Annotated in this window: 10 protein-coding genes; 6 read left to right on the forward strand and 4 right to left on the reverse strand. The window is 48.0% G+C overall.

Annotated elements, in window-relative coordinates:
• Both FVR03_RS20645 and FVR03_RS20650 read right to left on the reverse strand, forming a co-directional pair.
• A partial coding sequence (locus FVR03_RS20645; protein WP_187270244.1) for a TIM-barrel domain-containing protein occupies positions 1–2508 on the reverse strand: 2508 nt, incomplete at its 3' end.
• Positions 2509–3030: 522 nt separating this feature from the next.
• On the reverse strand, positions 3031–7218 hold the full coding sequence (locus FVR03_RS20650; protein ID WP_147923674.1) for a hybrid sensor histidine kinase/response regulator transcription factor: 4188 nt from the start codon (positions 7216–7218) through the stop codon (positions 3031–3033).
• A 476-nt stretch (positions 7219–7694) separates the two neighbouring features.
• Here FVR03_RS20650 and FVR03_RS20655 point away from each other — a divergent pair, with 476 nt between their 5' ends.
• The 4 genes from FVR03_RS20655 (at position 7695) to FVR03_RS20670 (ending at position 13677) form a co-directional block, all read left to right on the forward strand.
• On the forward strand, positions 7695–10706 hold the full coding sequence (locus tag FVR03_RS20655; RefSeq protein WP_255474329.1) for a glycoside hydrolase family 2 protein: 3012 nt from the start codon (positions 7695–7697) through the stop codon (positions 10704–10706).
• Positions 10707–10966: 260 nt separating this feature from the next.
• Positions 10967–12136 (forward strand): glycoside hydrolase family 88/105 protein, encoded by a 1170-nt coding sequence (locus FVR03_RS20660; protein WP_147923675.1) that lies wholly within the window; start codon positions 10967–10969, stop codon positions 12134–12136.
• Positions 12137–12376: 240 nt separating this feature from the next.
• Positions 12377–12667 (forward strand): GNAT family N-acetyltransferase, encoded by a 291-nt coding sequence (locus FVR03_RS20665; RefSeq protein ID WP_147923676.1) that lies wholly within the window; start codon positions 12377–12379, stop codon positions 12665–12667.
• A gap of 101 nt (positions 12668–12768) precedes the next feature.
• Positions 12769–13677 (forward strand): bestrophin family protein, encoded by a 909-nt coding sequence (locus tag FVR03_RS20670; RefSeq protein WP_147923677.1) that lies wholly within the window; start codon positions 12769–12771, stop codon positions 13675–13677.
• A 247-nt stretch (positions 13678–13924) separates the two neighbouring features.
• Here the strand turns inward: FVR03_RS20670 and FVR03_RS20675 are convergent, their stop codons facing one another.
• Entirely contained in the window at positions 13925–14884 is a 960-nt protein-coding gene (locus tag FVR03_RS20675) for a CvpA family protein (protein WP_147923678.1), read from the reverse strand.
• Between the two features lie 214 nt (positions 14885–15098).
• On the opposite strand from FVR03_RS20675, the gene glgX reads away from it, so the two are divergent.
• Positions 15099–17231: a glycogen debranching protein GlgX gene (gene glgX, locus FVR03_RS20680; protein ID WP_147923679.1), complete on the forward strand. Its 2133-nt coding sequence runs from the start codon at positions 15099–15101 to the stop codon at positions 17229–17231.
• A 791-nt stretch (positions 17232–18022) separates the two neighbouring features.
• The gene (locus FVR03_RS20685) at positions 18023–18418 is read left to right on the forward strand and encodes a response regulator (RefSeq protein WP_147923680.1); all 396 of its coding nucleotides are present in this window, start codon (positions 18023–18025) and stop codon (positions 18416–18418) included.
• Here FVR03_RS20685 and FVR03_RS20690 read toward each other — a convergent pair.
• On the reverse strand, positions 18415–18754 hold a 340-nt coding region (locus tag FVR03_RS20690), incomplete at its 5' end, for a trehalase family glycosidase (protein WP_304608230.1). The genes FVR03_RS20685 and FVR03_RS20690 overlap by 4 nt on opposite strands.

Genomic DNA, 18754 nt, shown 5'->3' on the forward strand with positions numbered 1-18754 from the left:
TACAATGGCTCCGGCTTTTACAAATATTGGCATGGTTTCGTAAGGGGCCGCTGCTGTAATCTGCTGCCCACCCTGCTGGTACCGGCCATCGTTGAGGTTATACCAGCCGCTGCCGGCTGGCAGGTACATGCTTCTGGAGGTGGCATGGCGCTCATACACCGGGTTAATGAGCAGGCTAGGACCAAACATAAACTGGTCGCCGATGTTCTGAACCTTCTTATCCTGCCCAAAATCCATTACCAGAGCCCGCATCAGGGTTCCATCCTGGTGATAAATCTGACCGGTGAGGGAGTAGATATAAGGCATCAGGCGGTAGCGTAGCTTGTTGTAGTATACAATAGACTGGTATGCCTTGTGGTTCTCGGGAGCAATGTTAAAGACTTCCCGGTGCGGTGTCTGGCCATGTGAGCGGTAGAGCGGCGTAAAAGTGCCGTACTGGTACCAGCGTGCATTCAGCTCCCGCCACTCTTCCAGGGCATCGCCTTTGGGAGCCGGCCGGTCATATTTGTCTTCCACAAAAAAGCCGCCTATATCGGTTGTCCAGTAGGGGATGCCGGAGAGAGAGGCGTTTAAGCCTGCCGGGATCTGGCGACCCAGTTCTTCAAATGTGGATGCTATGTCGCCGCTCCAGATGGCTGCTCCGTAGCGTTGCAGACCACCAAAGGCAGAACGGGTGAGAATAAATACGCGCTTCTCTGGGAAGTCCTGTCGCTGCCCTTCGTAGATGGCTTTGGCGTTCATGAGCGGGTAAGCGTTGAAAAATTTTTCAGATGGGCCCAAAAAAGTAGGACCCATAAGTTGTTTCCGATGCTCAATGGTAGTATTAGACAGTATGTCGGGCTCAGTCGCATCGAGCCACCAGGCATCTATGCCTTTGCTGTGCAGGTTCTTCTTAAGCAGTTGCCAGAACAGCTCCCTGCCTTCCGGGTTAAACGCATCGTAGAAAGTAGAAACGTACCCCTCCCCGATCCAGTCCTTTACTCCTTGTTCTATGCTGGCTTTATACAGCAGCCCTTTGGAGTCGAACAACTTATAGTTTTCTATGCCTTCATAAAACTTCGGCCACACTGATATCATGAGCTTCAGGTTTTGGTCATGCAGCTTATTTATCATGCCTTCAGCGTCAGGAAAGCGTTTTTTATCGAACTGTTGGCTTCCCCATTGGTCCTCTTCCCAGTAAGACCAATCAAGTACGATGTTATCTATCGGTATCTGACGCTTACGGAATTCCTGGGCTACACTGAGCAGTTCATCCTGTGTTTTATAGCGCTCGCGGCTCTGCCAGAAGCCCATTGCCCACTTCGGCATTATCTGCGCTTTGCCTGTTAGCTTACGGTAGCCACTCACCACCTCATCCAGGTTTTCGCCATACACAAAATAGTAGTTCAGCTCGTCTCCACCTTCTGAGGCAAAGGCTACCTTGTTTTTCTCATCAGCAGGAATCGGCGGCAGGTAACGGAGTGCGATGTAAGATTGCCCGCCATCAGGTAGCCATTCAATCTTCAGGGAATGCTTTTGGCCTTTCTTGAGGTCGTGTTTAAAAACTGAGAAACCAGGGTTCCAGGCTTCGCGCCATCTGTCAAGCAGCAGTTTGTTATCGAGCCAAACTTTTACATAACCTGAACCAGGCATCAAGAAACGGTGCGTACCTGTTTCATCAGACTGAATAGCCCCTTCCCATAATACCTTTCCGCCTTGTAAAGAATAACCTTCCGGAAAATCCTGCTGTTGCTGCAGGAACTCATAATAAATCTCCTTCTCTGGTCGCACAATAGGTGCTTTGCCAGCTTTATCGTCAGAGATATAAGTAGCAGTCAGGGCGCCAGGCTTCTGGTCTTTGCCATACAGTGTAAGGGCCGACAACTGCCGGTAAGGGCGCACATCGCCAAATTTCGTAATAGAGTTATTATCCCAGAGGATGCCGTAGTTTTTGCTCGATACCATAAACGGCACTGCTGCCACCGAGTTGTACTGCGTCAGGTCCACCTGCCAGCCCCGGTAGTTCATGAGGCCCGCCTGGTGCTGCCCCAGCCCATAAAATGCTTCATCGTCGGCCACCTGAAAGGATTTGTGCAGCTGGTACGTTGGGGTAGTGCCGTAGGTAACGCCAGTAAAGGTCTGCCTACCATTGTTCGCCTCCTTTAGTATCTCCTGCCCATTCTTATCGAAAAAAGTAACTTCTCCTGTGCTACCAGATACCTCTACCCGCAACTCCTTTGTCTGTACCGTCAGCGACTCCTTGTTTTCTTTAAGCTCCCAGGTGGAGGTCGGTTTAAGATCACCAATCACCATCAGGCTTTTTGGTTCTCCTAATTCGGTATCGGGTGTAGCAATTACCTGAATAATTTTATCAGATATTACCCGAATCTTCACATACTGCGAATCACCAGCCTGCTCTTTATTCAATTTCACCACCACCCCATCGGCCATCTTCTGATAACTGAGCACAGCAGGGTCCCGGAAAGAGGAGAGGGCAAGAACAAGAATCGCAAGAATTGTATACTTCATTTTCATGCTGCTTTAAATAACCGTTTGTAAGCTAAACCATTAGTTATCCTGCACCTGGCAAAAGACTAACTAACATAAGTACACAAATGTAAAAACCAGAAAGCTTTGAGCAGGGTATTAAATGTTTCTATTGTATGGATGGGATGTTAACAGCCAAAAAAAGCAGCTTTCCCAGGCTAGAGAGGCAATTCAGGATCATTTGATAACAGCTGAAGGGATTTACAGCAACAGTTTCTTTTCCTGAATCAGGATTTACAGGATGAAGGGGATGTATGGATACTTTCCCGTACAATATAGAGGTTGGTAAACTAATAATGCTTCCGGAAATTACTCTTTAGATATCTTGCTGCTTCTGGTGCCGCACCTATAGATCAAGAACCTATTCAGCAAGATAGCAAAAAGTAAGGGATCAAAGGAAGTGGAAATACTGTAAATCTTCTGTCTACATCAGAATTGACACGAATCTAATATGTACAGGATTTCCATACCTCCATATCCTGTTAATCCTGATTCATACAAAACCTACTCCACCTCCTGCACCGGCTTGTGCTGCTCAGCGTATGCTGAGGGCAGTATGTTATACTCTTCCTTAAAATACTTTGTGAAGTACTTCCTGTTGTTGAAGCCTACTTTATAAGCCACTTCAGCTACGGTAAGCTGGCTTTTCTCGAGGTACTGAGCGGCGCGCTGCAGCCTGATTTTGCGGATAAACTCTACTGGGGAGGTGCTGGTAAGGGCAACCATCTTTTTGTATAGGTGTACCCGGCTCATGCCTAGCTCGCGGCTCATGGCTTCTACCGAGAAGTCGGAGTCTTCGAGGTTGTTTTCTACTACCTGAATGGCGCGTTGAATCAGTTTATCATCCAGCGATTGTATTTCTACGGCACTTGTCTCTACACTAATCTTTCGCTCATAGGCCCCCTGCAACTGCCGCCTCTGTGCAATCAGGTTCTGCAGGCGCGAAAGCAGAATTTCGAAGTTGAATGGCTTGCTTATAAAATCGTTAGCACCCAACCCGAGGCCTTTCACCTGCAGTTCCTCTGCCTTGTGCGCCGTTAGCATTACAAACGGAATTTGAGAGGTGCGTGGGTCCTGCTTTATTTTGGTGCAGAGGGCAATACCATCCATTTCCGGCATCATCAGGTCGCTCACAATAAGATCTGGCAAGGTGGCAAGTGCTTTTTGCCAGCCTTCTTTGCCATTCTTCGACTCCAGCATATCGAAGTGCACTCCCAGGTTATCTTTCAGGTAAAACCGGAAGTCTTCATTGTCTTCTACCAGCAGCACTACCGGCCTGCTCTTGGCTCTTTGCAGTGCTTGCTTATCAGATGAAGTTTCTTCTGCCACAGCTAATATGCCGGCCACAGCTTCCTCCTCTTCCAGTAGAGTAGGTTCAGTTTCCAGGCTGCCAGGTGTCATTTCTTTCATCGGTATGCGCACCGTAAAGCAACTGCCACTGCCGGGTTCGCTTTCCAGGAAAATCTGGCCGCCATGTATTTTCACAAATTCGCTTGTAATGGACAGGCCAATGCCGCTCCCCTGGTTCACCATGTTGTTAGGAACGTCGTTCCGGAAGAACCGTTCGAATACCTTTCCCTGCTTTTCTTTGGCAATGCCAATACCAGTGTCCTGTACCTGCATCTCCAGTATTCTGAAACCATCCTGTGCCTTACCCTCTTCCTGCACGGTAACGGTTACTTCTATTTTGCCATTTTCGTCGGTAAACTTAAAGGCGTTGGAGAGCAGGTTAAACAGTATTTTTTCCAGCTTATCCATATCGAAGGAGGCATACCAGGCATCTGGTTGGGTGTAGAAGGAGAGGCGAATGTTCTTTTTCTCCGACAGATCCATAAAAGACTGCACAGAGGTTTCTATAAATTTAATAACGTTGCCCTCTGAAAGATGAAGTTGTATGCCCTCCACCTCAAGCTTCCGGAAATCGAGGAGCTGGTTTACCAGGTTAAGCAGCCGCCTGGAGTTGCGGTTCATCATGTCGAACTGCTTTTTCTGCTCAGGGTCTGTGGTTGTTTTCAGCAGCTTCTCCAAAGGAGCCAGTATAAGAGCCAGTGGTGTTCTGAATTCATGGCTGATGTTGGTAAAGAACCTGATCTTGATGAGGTTAAGCTCCTGCATTTGTGCCACCTCGCGTTTCTCCTGCTCCCGCAAAAAGTTGCGTCTGTTGCGCCTGAGCTCATACTCCCTGATAAAATATAACAGCACCACGCCCAACAAGCCATACAGCACAAAGGCCCAGGTGGTGCGCCAAAAAGGAGCCAGCACCTCAATCTTCATCTGTATTCCTGCTTCGTTCCAGATACCATCGTTGTTAGAGGCTTGCACCTGAAACACATACTCGCCTGGGTCGAGGTTGGTGTAAGTGGCTTGCCTGGTTCCCTGGCTGGTTTCGCGCCAGTCTTTGTCGAATCCTTCCAGTTTATATCTGTACCTGTTTTTCTCCGGATGAAAAAAGCTTAGGGCCGCAAACCCGATTGTCAGGATGTCCTGGTTGTGTTTCAGGGTGATGTCCGGAGCTTCAGAAACAGCACTGGTCAGGATTACCCGGCCATCCTGCTCTTCTCCTACTCTCAGGCTTTTGTTAAAGAGTTGAAAATCGGTGAAAATAATATTGGGCACCGCGAGGTTCTTGCCCAGCTTGTTGGGGTTAAAGAGATTAAAGCCATTGGGGCCACCAAAAATCAATTCTCCTCCTGATGTTCTAAAAGCTGCATTCTCATTAAATACCTTCCCCTGTAACCCATCAGATTCGTCGTAGTTTCTGAATGAGGCGGTTAGGTTGCCGGTTTTGTCTTGCTGCAGCACTACATTCGAAATGCCGTGCAGCGTGCTCACCCACAGGTTTTGCTTTGCATCTTCTAAAATGGTTAGAACGATGTTATGGGGCAAACCGCTCTCCTGGTTAAAAAGCTGAAACGAGTTATCGCTGGGTCTGTATAACAGTAATCCTTCTGGCGTGGCCAGCCAGGTGTTTTTTCGGCTATCAGTAAAAATATCGAGTATATTGTTGCTGGCCAGGCTCTTGCTATTGACAGGGTCGTTACGGAATTGCGTTAACTTACCGGTTCTCTTATTCCGTACATCTACTCCATTGTTTCCTCCTATCCAGAGGTTTTTATCGGCATCTTCGGCTATGGCTGCTATGTAGTTAGATTGCAGGCCGGTGCCGTCGTTGCGCATGGTGTACTGCTCAAATTTGCCGCTGGCATGGTCGTAGCGAAACAAGCCTTCGCGCATGGTGCCTACCCATAAGGTGCCCTCACTGTCTTCAAAAATCTCCCAAATGTTATCGTCTGTCAGGTTGGTCAGGTCTGCTGAGCCTGTGTTGTACCTGGTAAATTTTTTACCGTCGAACTTGTGAAGCCCCCCGGTATACGTGCCGACCCAGAGATTCTTGTACCTGTCAATCAGCAGACTCACAATTACATCGCTGCCCAGGCTGTTGGGGTTGTTGGCGTCGCTCAGGTAGCGGGTGTACTGCCCTGTTTTCCGGTTAAAATACAGCAGTCCTCCACCGTTGGTACCAATCCAGAGGTTGCCCTTGTCGTCTTCGGCAAAGCGATTTACGTCATTGTAAGGCAGACTCTGGGTAGCACCCGGCTGGTTGATGTAATGCCGGAACCGAAACATGTCTGGGTGATACATGTTGAATCCTTTTTTATAGGTCCCGAGCCAGATAATACCATCGCGGTCTTTGTAAATAGAGTTGACGCTATTGTCGACAAGCCCGTTTTTCTCGTTGGCATGGCTGAGCAGGTAGCTAACCTGCATTGTCTGCTTCTGCACGATGCTTACGCCACCATGGTCGGTGGCTACCCAAATAGTACCAGGTGTCGCTTCCACTACCCCGCGTACCACATTCGATTTAAGCCTGAGTTCAGGGGTACTTTTTGTAAAATTATGAAGCGTTTTGGCCGAGGTGTTAAACATAAAAACGCCGGCATTTCGTACGCGCGACGAAATCCAGAGGTCGTTGTCGCTATCAGTGAGCAGTGTCAGGTTATCGGTTGCCCCTTTAAGTGTTTCGGCAAGAGCTGTTACGCGCTCCACTACCTGCAGGCTGTTGCTGTTGAGCCTTTCCAGCAGTCCATTCTGGTGCAACACCCAGTAATCGCCTTGCCGGCTTTGGCTCATGGCGGCCACCGAATTGCTCCCGATGCCATTGCTGTGGCCTGCCTCGTGCTGCACCCGCAGTGCCTTGCCTGTTTTTGGGTTATAGCGGGTTAGCCCCTGCCCTGGCTGCATAAACCAGAAGTCTCCTCGCGAATCTTTAAAAATGCCGGTAAAACCGGAGCTTTGCAAGCCGTAGGCACGCATAAAAGAACTCAGGTCGCCGGTTGCGAAGTGTTCTGTTTTTGGGTTGTAAACTGAGATACCCGAAAACGAAACCACCCAGATAAAGCCTTCAGGTCCTTCGTACAGGTTTTGTATTTCGTTTTCGTGAAGAGAATGCGGGTTTTTAGAATCGTGTCGGAAGGTGGTGAACTGGTAGCCATCGTAGCGGCTCAGGCCTCCATTGGTGCCTACCCACATGTAGCCCTTGCTGTCTTTTAAAAAGCAGTTCACCTGGTTATGCGCCAGCCCGTTGTTCATGTCGAGCAGCGAAAACTTATAGGCATCGTGCAGGCCAGCCCTTGCTCCACTAACAGCCTGGCATACCAGAAAAAACAGCAAAAGTATTTTTTGAACCCTCATGAGCTACTAAATTCCAGCAGAAAATATACAAATATAAGTTACATAATAACAAATTAACATTAGTTATAAAACTTTTAATTTAAAAATATCTCAGTAGCTAGCTTTCAGCAAATTAAGGCTTTACATATAAATATAAGTCGCCTGCTAAGCACATCTACTTCTCACAGGATAGCACAGGATAGAAACCAGTAGCAAAGACTTTACTTTTGATAAAAGTGCCGGACCAGCCAAGGAGCTTCGCCAAATTAAAAATTAGAAATTCAAAAGTATAAATATTGAAAATGTGCTTTAATGGCCCTTACAGAAGCATTTATTATCAGTTTTCATTTAGGAGTTGCTGAATTTATTCCGACAGTTTTACTAAGACCCTTGAGCCTAAAAAGCAAAATGGCCTTCGGAAGGCTATTTTCATTAGAATAATCCGAACAGTACAGCTAACCTGAAACTGATTTTTATAAAGCACTAAACAATAGAAAATGGGTCTAAAAATGCTTTTGCCAACTAAGCTCTCATCTCTTACAGGATTTTGCATCCTGTTTACAATTGCTGTAGTTTTTTGTCAGGAAACGGCTGCAAACCCACGCACGAAATTCAATTTTAACCCCGGCTGGAAAGTACTGGTAGGTGACCCTGCCGGAGCCGAGGCCCCCGGCTTCAATGATGCCAGCTGGCGAAAAGTAACCCTACCCTGGGCCTGGAACGAAGACGAAGCTTATAAACTCGACATCCACTCCCTTACCACCGGCGTTGCCTGGTACCGCAAAGAGTTTAAACTGCCGCCCAACACCAAAGGTAAAAAGGTGTTTCTGGAGTTTGAAGGAGTGCGCCAGGGCGGCGAATTTTACGTAAACGGCCAGCACATTGGCCGCCACGAAAACGGAGCCATGGCCGTAGGCTTCGACATAAGCGAACTGGTAAAGCCTGCTCCTGCCATGAATGTAGTAGCCGTTCGCACCGACAGCGACTGGAAATACCGCGAAAAATCCTCGAACTCTACCTACCAGTGGAACAACGAGAACTTTAACGCCAACTATGGCGGCATCCCGAAAAACGTTTACCTGCACATTTCCGACAAGCTCTACCAGACACTGCCGCTCTACTCCCACCTCGGCACCACCGGCGTGTACATCTACGCCCGCGATATCGACATTCAGGCCAGAATGGCTACCATCACAGCGGAGTCAGAAGTTAAGAACGAACATACCAGCGCTAAAACTTTTCAGTATGAAGTGGTGATAGAAGACCTGGACGGGAAGAAAGTGAAGACCTTTGCCGGAACGCCAACCACGCTGGCTCCAGGCGAAAGCCAAAAAGTGAAAGCCAGTGCCCGGTTAGACAATCTGTACTTCTGGAGCTGGGGCTATGGCTACCTGTATACCGTGCACACCACCCTGAAAGTTGATGGCAACCCTATAGACGAAGTGCAAACACGAACCGGCTTTCGGAAGACGGCTTTTAAGGATGGCATGTTTTACCTAAACGACCGGGTGCTGCAGGTAAAAGGCTATGCCCAGCGCACCAGCAACGAGTGGCCGGGCGTGGGCATGTCGGCACCTGCCTGGCTCAGCGACTACAGCAACCGCCTGATGGTAGAAAGCAACGGCAACCTGGTGCGCTGGATGCACATTACCCCCTGGAAACAGGACGTAGAGAGTTGCGACCGTGTGGGGCTGATACAAGCCATGCCAGCCGGCGATGCCGAAAAGGACGTGCAAGGCCGGCAGTGGGAGCAGCGCACCGAACTCATGCGCGATGCCATCATCTACAACAAAAACAACCCCAGCATTATCTTCTATGAATCGGGCAACGAGTCTATCAGCGAGGAGCACATGCAGGAGATGAAGGATATCCGCGATAAATACGACCCCTATGGCGGCCGTGCCATTGGCTCCCGCGAGATGCTCGACAGTGAGGTAGCGGAGTACGGTGGCGAAATGCTCTATATTAACAAAAGTACCGACATACCTATGTGGGCCACCGAGTACTCCCGCGACGAAGGCCTGCGCAAGTACTGGGATGAATTTACGCCGCCTTACCACAAAGACGGGGCTGGCCCGCTTTACAAAGGCCAGGATGCCAGCGACTACAACCGTAACCAGGATTCGCATGCCAAGGAGAACGTGATCCGCTGGTTCGATTACTGGCGAGAGCGCCCCGGCACGGGCAAGCGCGTGAGTTCCGGAGGCGTGAACATCGTGTTCTCTGACACCAACACCCACTATCGGGGAGAGGAAAATTACCGGAGAAGCGGCGAAGTAGATGCCATGCGCATACCCAAGGATGGCTTTTTTGCCCACCAAATAATGTGGGACGGCTGGGTAGAGCCAGAAAACCCCAGGACACACATTATGGGCCACTGGAACTATGAGCCTTCGGTAACGAAAGACATTTTCGTGGTTTCTAACGGGGAGGCGGTGGAGCTGTTTGTTAATGGCAAATCGAAAGGTAAAGGCGAGCAGAGCCACCGCTTCCTCTACACCTTTAAGAACATCAGCTTCGAGCCCGGCACTATCAGCGCGGTGAGTTACGACAAGGCTGGCAATAAAGTAAGTGAGGCTAATAAAGAAACAGCAGGCAAGCCAGCGGCGCTTCGTCTCACCGTAATGCAACAACCCGATGGTTTACTGGCAAACGGCCACGACCTGGCGCTGGTAGAAGTTGAAGTAGTTGACAGCAAAGGCAACCGCTGCCCTACCGCCCTCAACATGGTAGACTTTAATTTAGAGGGTGCCGCCGAATGGCGTGGAGGCATTGCCCAGGGCCCGGACAACTACATTCTGGCCAAGAGCCTGCCTGTTGAAGGCGGTGTGAACCGGGTGCTGATCCGTTCTACGACCAAAGCAGGCAAAATTAAGCTAAAGGCACAGGCAGCGGGGCTGAAATCAGCAGCTGTCACGCTAAAATCGAAACCATTTAAGCAGGAAAACGGACTGGCCACCAGGCTTCCCGGCGACAAGTTGCCATCTTACCTGGACCGTGGCCCTACCCCTGCAGGCCAGTCTTATGTAGTGTCGCGCACGCCTGTTGGCATTGTAAAAGCAACAGCAGGCGCAAACCAACAGGACGTAAACAAATCTTTCGATGATAATGAGCTGTCTGATTGGGAGAATGACGGACTGCTGGCTACCGGTTGGATCAGCTATGAGTTAGAGCGAACCGCAGTGTTAAGCGAAATTTCCATGAAGCTCAACAACTGGCGCAACAGAAGCTACCCCGTGGTAATTACAATAGACGGCAAAGAGGTTTTTAAAGGAAACACAGTGCGCAGCCTGGGTTATTTCACGGTTAGTTTCCCACCAACATCAGGAAAAAATGTGATGATAAAGCTCATAGGACCCAACATAGATGGCGATGCGTTTGGATTTCTGGAGATAACAGGCGTTAAAGAACCAGCTGGAAACACAACCGACGCAAAGGGTGCCTTAGGAATAAACGAAATCGAATTTTATGAAAAACCAGAGCCACTTACCGGTTCCACTTTAAAGTAAATTTATCAGGTTAGATGTTTTATATTTTTCTAACGAATGATTTTCAGGTTGAAAGGATTGGTAGATTTATTTGACTGGAGCCATAATTAACCTGCAAATAATTTAGCAAGTAGGTAGACAAAATAAATTTCAACATCTGCCAAGACTTATTAACCAGCAAATATCTAATAATCAAATAATTGAAAACGAAAAAGTCTAGTAGCTTGTGTCTTAACACTTGTGTCCTTTTACTTATTAACTAACAATCAGTACCTTTTACCATGACAAACAAAACTACTTCTCTTTGGAGAATACCTTTACTGAGCCTGCTGGCCCTAATTGGTGCGGCGTGTGCCTCTCAGAAATCAACACCTGACGGCACCGCTAAACTGCCTGAGAAAGAACAGGTGCTGACGACCTTACGGCTCACCAACGATTATTTTATGCAAAAGTGGCCAGACCCTGGCAAAGAGATCGTGACAAACAAGACCCGCCCCAGCAACATCTGGACGCGCGGTATTTATTACATCGGGCTGATGGAGTTTTACAAGGAAGACAAGCAGCAGCGCTACTACGATTACGCCGTAGACTGGGGTCAGAAGCACAACTGGGGGCTTACAGGAGGCGACAAAGTGCGGCACGCCGATTACCAGACCTGCGGCCAGACCTACATCGAGCTATACAACATCGATCCGAAGCCGGAGCGCATCCGCTCTATTAAAGCCTCTATGGACAACATGGTGAATAGCACCAAAGTAGACGATTGGGACTGGATTGATGCCCTGATGATGGCCATGCCTATTTACGCACAATTAGCCCAGATTTACCCAGACAGCGCCGACATTTACCACCAACGCATGTACGAGATGTATATGGCTACCAAAACGCAGATTGGTGGTGGCCTTTACAATGCCGAAGATGGCTTGTGGTGGAGAGACAAAGACTTTGTACCGCCGGTGCAGTCGCCAAACGGCAAAGACATTTACTGGTCGAGAGGCAACGGCTGGGTAGTAGCTGCCTTGGTGCGCGTTATGGATATTATGCCTAAAAACGGTCCGCACCGCGACGAGTATCAGAAAACCTACCTCGAAATGATGAAGGCACTGGTGCCCCTGCAGCGCGAAGACGGTTTCTGGAATGTGAGCCTCGAGGACCCCGAGCATTTCGGCGGAAAAGAGACATCGGGTACAGCGCTTTTTGCCTACGGCATGGCCTGGGGCGTGAACAATGGCCTGCTCGATGCAAACGTGTACAACCCCATTATTGCAAAAGCCTGGAACGCGATGACTCAGGAAGCAGTGCACCCAACAGGTTTTCTGGGTTACCTGCAAGGCACTGGCAAAGAGCCCAAAGACGGCCAACCTGTAACCTACACCAGCAGACCCGATTTCGAAGATTATGGCTTAGGCTGTTTCCTGCTGGCCGGTACCGAGATCATGAAAATGAAATAAGCCTGTTGCTGAGGTCTCTATAACAGAACCAACCTATAAATTTGCTAAAGCTCTGGCTGCACCTGCAGTCGGAGCTTTTTTTTGTACATGAAATAGCCCAGCTACGTACATAAGTAACTTACTTCATTTGTAGTACCCTTGAACAAAAGATAAGAAAAAACCTTCCGGAGGGCTTTTTCATTTGAATAATTCGTTCCGGAAGCTCAAATAATCTAAACACTACTTTACCAGCTACAACCTATGGAAACAAAAGTAACGCACGAAGAAAAGTACCAGCAATTTACCATGGTACTACCAGACAAAGAAGAAGCAGAACTTGCCTACTCCACACCCGCGCCACAAATCCTCGATTTTACGCACACCTTTGTACCCGAGAACGCCCGCGGTAAAGGCATTGCCAACAAGTTAATAGAAGCAGGCTTAGAGTTTGCAGCCCAAAACAAGTTTAAGGTAAGGGCTTCGTGCCCGGTGGTGGCCAGGTTTTTAGAGCGGCACCCCCAGCACCAAGAGCTTCTGGAACAAGAAGAGTAACTGCGCTTGCAACATAGCGGCTAAACAGGCAACAAGCAGTACGCGTACATAGTAGCTTGTACTTTTAAGATGTTTCACAGCTAAGGCCACACCTACACAAGATGCTTATAGACAAAAACATACCCTTCAGTTACATTTATAAAAAAATAAGATGGGATGTATTCCGGGTGCTGTTATTTTCTGTCTCCTTTCACCTCATCAAATTATTTTTCATTGATTCGTTGCCGGAAGTTCCGTTTCAGCTGCCAACCCTGCTGGGTACTGCTATTTCGCTTATTCTGGCCTTTAACGTTAACCAATCGTACGACCGCTGGTGGGAAGCCCGTAAAATCTGGGGAGCCATTGTTAACGATTCGAGGTCGCTGATTATACAGCTCAAAGGATTTATTGATGGCGAACGATACACCGATGCTCCAAACCTGCTGCATCGCATGGCCAACCGGCAGATAGCCTGGTGTTACTGCCTGGGCCAGTCGCTGCGCGGCCTTAAACCGCTTACACCTGAGCAGGAGCAGTTTCTGCCACCAAATGAAGTTTCGTTTCTAGAAAGCCAGAATAACAAATCGTTTGCGCTGCTCATGCTGCAGATGGAAGACCTGCGCAAGCTACGGCAGCGCGAGGCGGTAAATCCGTTTCAGGAGGTGCAGATCAACAGCACCCTGAGCCGCCTCTGCGACTCCATGGGCAAAGCCGAACGCATCAACACCACTGTTTTCCCGATTACCTACCGCATTTTCATTCATGTGTTTATGTACATCTTCCTCATCATCTTATCTATCGCACTGGTAGAAACTGTAGGCGTGTTCGAGATTCCAATACTTATTGTGGTGGCTTCCGCCTTCTTCATGATCGAAAAAACAGCGCGGCACATGCAGGACCCTTTCCGCAACAAACCCACCGACACACCTGTAACTGCCATTGCCCGCACCATCGAAATAAACATCAGGCAGATTTTGTTAGAAAAAGAAATTCCGGCCCCACAAGCCCCGGAAAAGTTCTATTTAATGTAACAAGGCTGTACAAACTGTATCTTTACAAACCGGAAGTAGAAATTGCATTGTCATCTTTTACAGGACATAAGATTGTTCATGATGCTGCTAAAATGGGTACAATAAAATGTTAATTTTTCAATAGTCTTTTTTCCTTTATTTAGACTTATACACAAAACAACCTTTTAACAACCAATTATTCAAATGAAAAATCCCTTCCGAAGCAAAAAGCTACTTTTTTAGCCAAGGGTCTCAGATGCTCCTGCTCTTAATTTCTGAAGTTCTGAGTTATCATGAGACGGCGGCTCCCACCTTCCATAATTCCGATACCCACACGCCCAAAGCGGCGTTGCAGAATGTTGGCTCTATGGCCGGGTGAGTTCATGAGCCCCTCGTGCGCAATGGGTAAGGTCGGAGCCAGGGCCAGGTTTTCGCCGGCAATCCGAAACGGTATGTGCGCCTGCCTGATCCGGTCAAAAGCATCGAGGCCCTCGGGAGAATGGTGCGAAAAATAGCCTCTGCTGAACATATCGGTGGCATGCTGACGGGCAACTTCACGAAGCACTGTGTCGGCCACCAATGGCTGCAGCCCAACTGCCACGCGCTCTTTGTTCAGGAGTTCCAGCATCTGCGCCTCCAGGTCGGGCCGCGGCTTTACATTAGTTACTGTAAAAGGCAACTCCACTGTTCCTTCAGAATCAGGTACCACCGTCATGCCGGTGAGGGTGCGTTGCGCCACTTCATCAAACGCAGGTCCCAGGGCAGTCTCCAGTTTATCGGTAAAAACCACTAATCGGTTAGCAATAGGGCTTTGTTCCACACGTGTTTCTATGGCTTCTGGCAAAGGAACAGCCAGCAGCAGCATGGCAATGATGATAGCAGTTACCAGGCCGCTCACGGCCCCCGGCACCAGCCCCAGCGCCTGGTTAACTTTGCTATGGTGCACCGAGGCAGGCAGGCGCGTCAGCACCAGATCGAACAAAAAATGAATCAGCACACTGGCCAGCATGGTAACCATGAAAAAAGAAACAGGCAGCAGCCAGAAACTGGTCCAATTGAGCATTTTGCCTAGCCAGCCCGCCAGGGCGGGGTAAAACTGGAGTCCGATCAGGAGGCTGGCAACCCACCGCACCAGATCGAGTGTGCCTATAATAAAGCCCCGGCGCCAGCCCGTAACCACACTCACCAGCATTATAATTATAAAAAACAGATCGACAACATTATACATATTCCTAAAGCTCTAAGACATAATTTACGAATGTAGGCTAAAAATAAGTTAAGCCTAACTACATAATTATAAAGGGTAAACTGGCTGCATCCTATTTGTTACGGTGTAATAGAGCGTGTAACAGCACCTTTTATTCAATGGTTGCGTACACACGGAAGATTTAACAAAATCATCAAACAGTTAATTTCTCTAAGCTTCTTGACTAACATTAACTATGAATACTGAGGTATACCCCGGCAGTCCTTACCCTTTAGGTGCCACCTGGGATGGAACAGGTGTAAATTTTGCACTTTATGCTGAAAACGCCACGAACGTAGAACTTTGCCTTTTTAAATCGGCAGATGAGCCTACCGAAAATGTGCAGATAAAAATAACGGAACGCACGCACCACGTCTGGCACACTTATTTACCAGGCATTAAGCCCGGACAGCTCTATGGTTACCGCGTTCACGGACCCTATGCTCCCGCCGAAGGCCACCGTTTTAACCCGAACAAACTTCTGATAGACCCTTATGCCAAAGCCATTGCCGGCACCATAGAGTGGCACGACTCGTTGTTTGGCTACGAAGTTGGTAACCCGGACGAGGACCTGAGCATAAGTAAAACAGACAGCGCACCGTATATTCCAAAATCGGTGGTGGTAGACCCGAACTTCGATTGGGAAGGAGACAAATCGCCTAAAATCCCCTACCACAAAACAATTATTTACGAAACCCATGTAAAAGGCTTTACAAAGCAGCACCCCGATATTCCGGAAGACATTAGAGGCAGTTATGCTGCTCTTGGCCATCCTGTTACCATTAAATATTTGCAGGAGTTAGGTATTACAGCCATAGAACTAATGCCGGTGCACCACTTTGTAACCGACCGCTACTTAATGGAAAAAGACCTCACCAACTACTGGGGTTATAACACTATCGGCTTTTTTGCACCCGACGTGCGCTACTCCAGCAGTGGGGTGCTCGGCCAGCAAGTGGTGGAGTTCAAGCAAATGGTGAAAGAACTGCACAAGGCAGGCATAGAGGTTATACTCGATGTGGTGTACAACCACACTGCCGAAGGCAACCATATGGGCCCCACCCTGTCTTTTAAAGGCATAGACAATGCTTCGTATTACCGGTTGGTAGAAGATGACAAACGCTACTACATGGACTACACCGGTACCGGCAACACCATGAATGCCATGCTGCCAAGTGTGCTCCGCCTCATTATGGACAGCCTGCGTTACTGGATCACCGAAATGCACGTAGATGGCTTCCGGTTTGATCTGGCTTCCACGCTGGCGCGCGAGCTGCATGCCGTAGACAGGCTGGGCTCTTTCTTCGATATTATACATCAGGACCCTATTATTTCGCAGGTAAAGCTGATAGCCGAGCCCTGGGATGTAGGTGAAGGTGGTTACCAGGTAGGTAAATTTCCGCCAGGCTGGGCCGAGTGGAACGGCAAGTACCGCGACTGTATACGCGACTACTGGCGCGGTGCAGAGAGCATGATCGGTGAGTTTGCTTTCCGCTTTACCGGCAGCCCCGACCTGTACCAGGACGACTACCGCAAGCCTACTGCCAGCATTAACTTTGTTACTGCCCACGATGGCTTTACGCTTAACGACCTGGTGTCTTACAACGACAAGCACAACATGGCCAACGGCGAAGACGGCAAAGACGGTGACAACCACAACAGCTCCTGGAACTGCGGTGCCGAAGGCCCAACCGACGACCCGGTAGTGAATGAGCTGCGGGCAAAGCAAAAGCGTAACTTCCTGACAACGCTGTTCCTGTCGCAGGGAGTACCTATGCTGGTGGCCGGCGATGAAATAGGTCGTACGCAGCAAGGTAACAACAACGCCTACTGCCAGGATAACGAGATTTCGTGGCTCAACTGGCAGGAAGCCGATAAGGAGCTACTGGAGTTCACGCAAAAACTGATTTCGCTACGTCGCAACCACCCCACTTTCAGCCGTCGTCGCTGGTTCCAGGGGCAGCCTATTAAAGGCGTTGGCCTCGAAGACATTGGTTGGTTTTTACCAGATGGTAAAGAAATGTCGGAAGAGCACTGGAACCAGGATCATGCTAAATCACTGGCTATTTTCCTGAACGGGCGAGGGCTTCACTCCCGTGGGCCTAAAGGCGAGCAAATTATAGACGATAGCTTTTACGTAATCTTTAATGCACACTACGAGCCCATCAGCTTTAAACTGCCGCTAAAGAAGTACGGTGAAGAATGGACCAAAATTTTGGATACCAGCGAAAACAGGGTAGAAGAAGAAGGCATAACCTATGGCGCCAGAAAAACCATTAAAGTAGATGGTCGTTCTATTGTGCTGCTACACCACCCCATCAAAAGCTAAAAACGGTTAGTTACTTGATGGCACTATAACTAAAAAACCGCTCCTGCTTAGGTAGGCAGCGGTTTTTTGTTTATTCGCTGATGTTACGCAATAAGTTTATAAAAGGCCTTTAAGTTTGGCTCCAACTCTTTTAGCTGCTGCGTCATCCAGTGCCCTTAAGCTTTACTCTTGCATTGTAGAGGTCTTTAACATTTTGCACATCCTGAATGCGTAACATTAGTTATTTATATTCCAGTGTTGCGCACAGTGCCACCTTACGCTGCTGAAGTGAAAACGAGTAAGTTATTTCTGGTGTCTAAGCATTTTTATAACTGGCCCCTGCGTAGTAGTTGCTTTCTATAACAAAAACTAACAATAGTTAGAACAAAAGAGCCAGATTACCGGTATTATAACTGAGTTCGTTCCTTATTAAAAATGCGAGATAATAACTCTTATTAGTAAATGAACTTAAAAGGCCCTAAATTCAAAAGAGAATTACTTATTTATATTTAAATTCAATCATTAAAAATAATACTGCTACTGCTGTGCCAAACAACTGCTGTAGTACCTGGTTGCAACGAACACACGATAAGCAGTAACCGATATAAAAATTTTCTGCTACTGTTTAAACAGGTTGATTTTTAGAAGATTATGCTTGTATTATCGGAAATTGATTTCCAAAGTATTATTCTTTAATTTCTAATTTTAATGATTTATTAGTTGTAACTACTAACGAAGCAGTGTATAGTTTAAAACCAGTTACCTGCTTCATTACATGCTCTTATAAAATCTACTACCAACAAACTTAAGTTATGTTAATTCACAAAGCCTTTATTATAGATGATGATGAATTAAGTACTTATCTGACGCAGCACGTTTTAGAAGAAGAAAAACTGGCAGGCCAAATAGATTGCTACCTTGATGCCGAAAAAGCTTTACAAGACCTAATGGCCCCCACTGCTGAGAGTTTACCTGATCTCATTTTCTTAGACCTGAATATGCCCTACATGAATGGCTGGGCATTTTTAGATGCGCTACTGCCTTACGAACACAACCTCTCCCCAAAACTCAAAATCTATATTCTTTCTTCTTCCATTAGCCCAGTAGATATGGCGAAGTCGGAACATTATAAGCTCGTAGCAGGCTTTCTACATAAACCTCTCGAACCAGAACAGATAAACCAGATAAAAGCTTTGTTTCAAAATTAATCAACAGCTTTATTTGCCGATTTTAAATAGCTGTCGGAGGTAAGCAGTTTTAGAAGCACACCGTTTGTCCAGCCAAAACCATCCTGGTTCGGGTATTCGCCTCCTCCCCCTTCTGCACCCGCCTGCTCCACATTATATTTTTCCATTAGTTTTCCTGTTTGCTTAAATACCCGCCTGTTGGTGCTTATCCAGTTGGTAGCAATGGTATTGGCCAGATCTTTGTGGCCATAAGCGCGCAGCCCTTGTATACCTACCCACTGCAGCGGTGCCCAGCCGTTCGGCGCATCCCATTGCTCCTCAGAGTGATTTAAGGTAGTTACCAGGCCTCCCGGCTTT

Source organism: Pontibacter qinzhouensis (assembly GCF_008017455.1).
GTDB classification, from domain to species: domain Bacteria; phylum Bacteroidota; class Bacteroidia; order Cytophagales; family Hymenobacteraceae; genus Pontibacter; species Pontibacter qinzhouensis.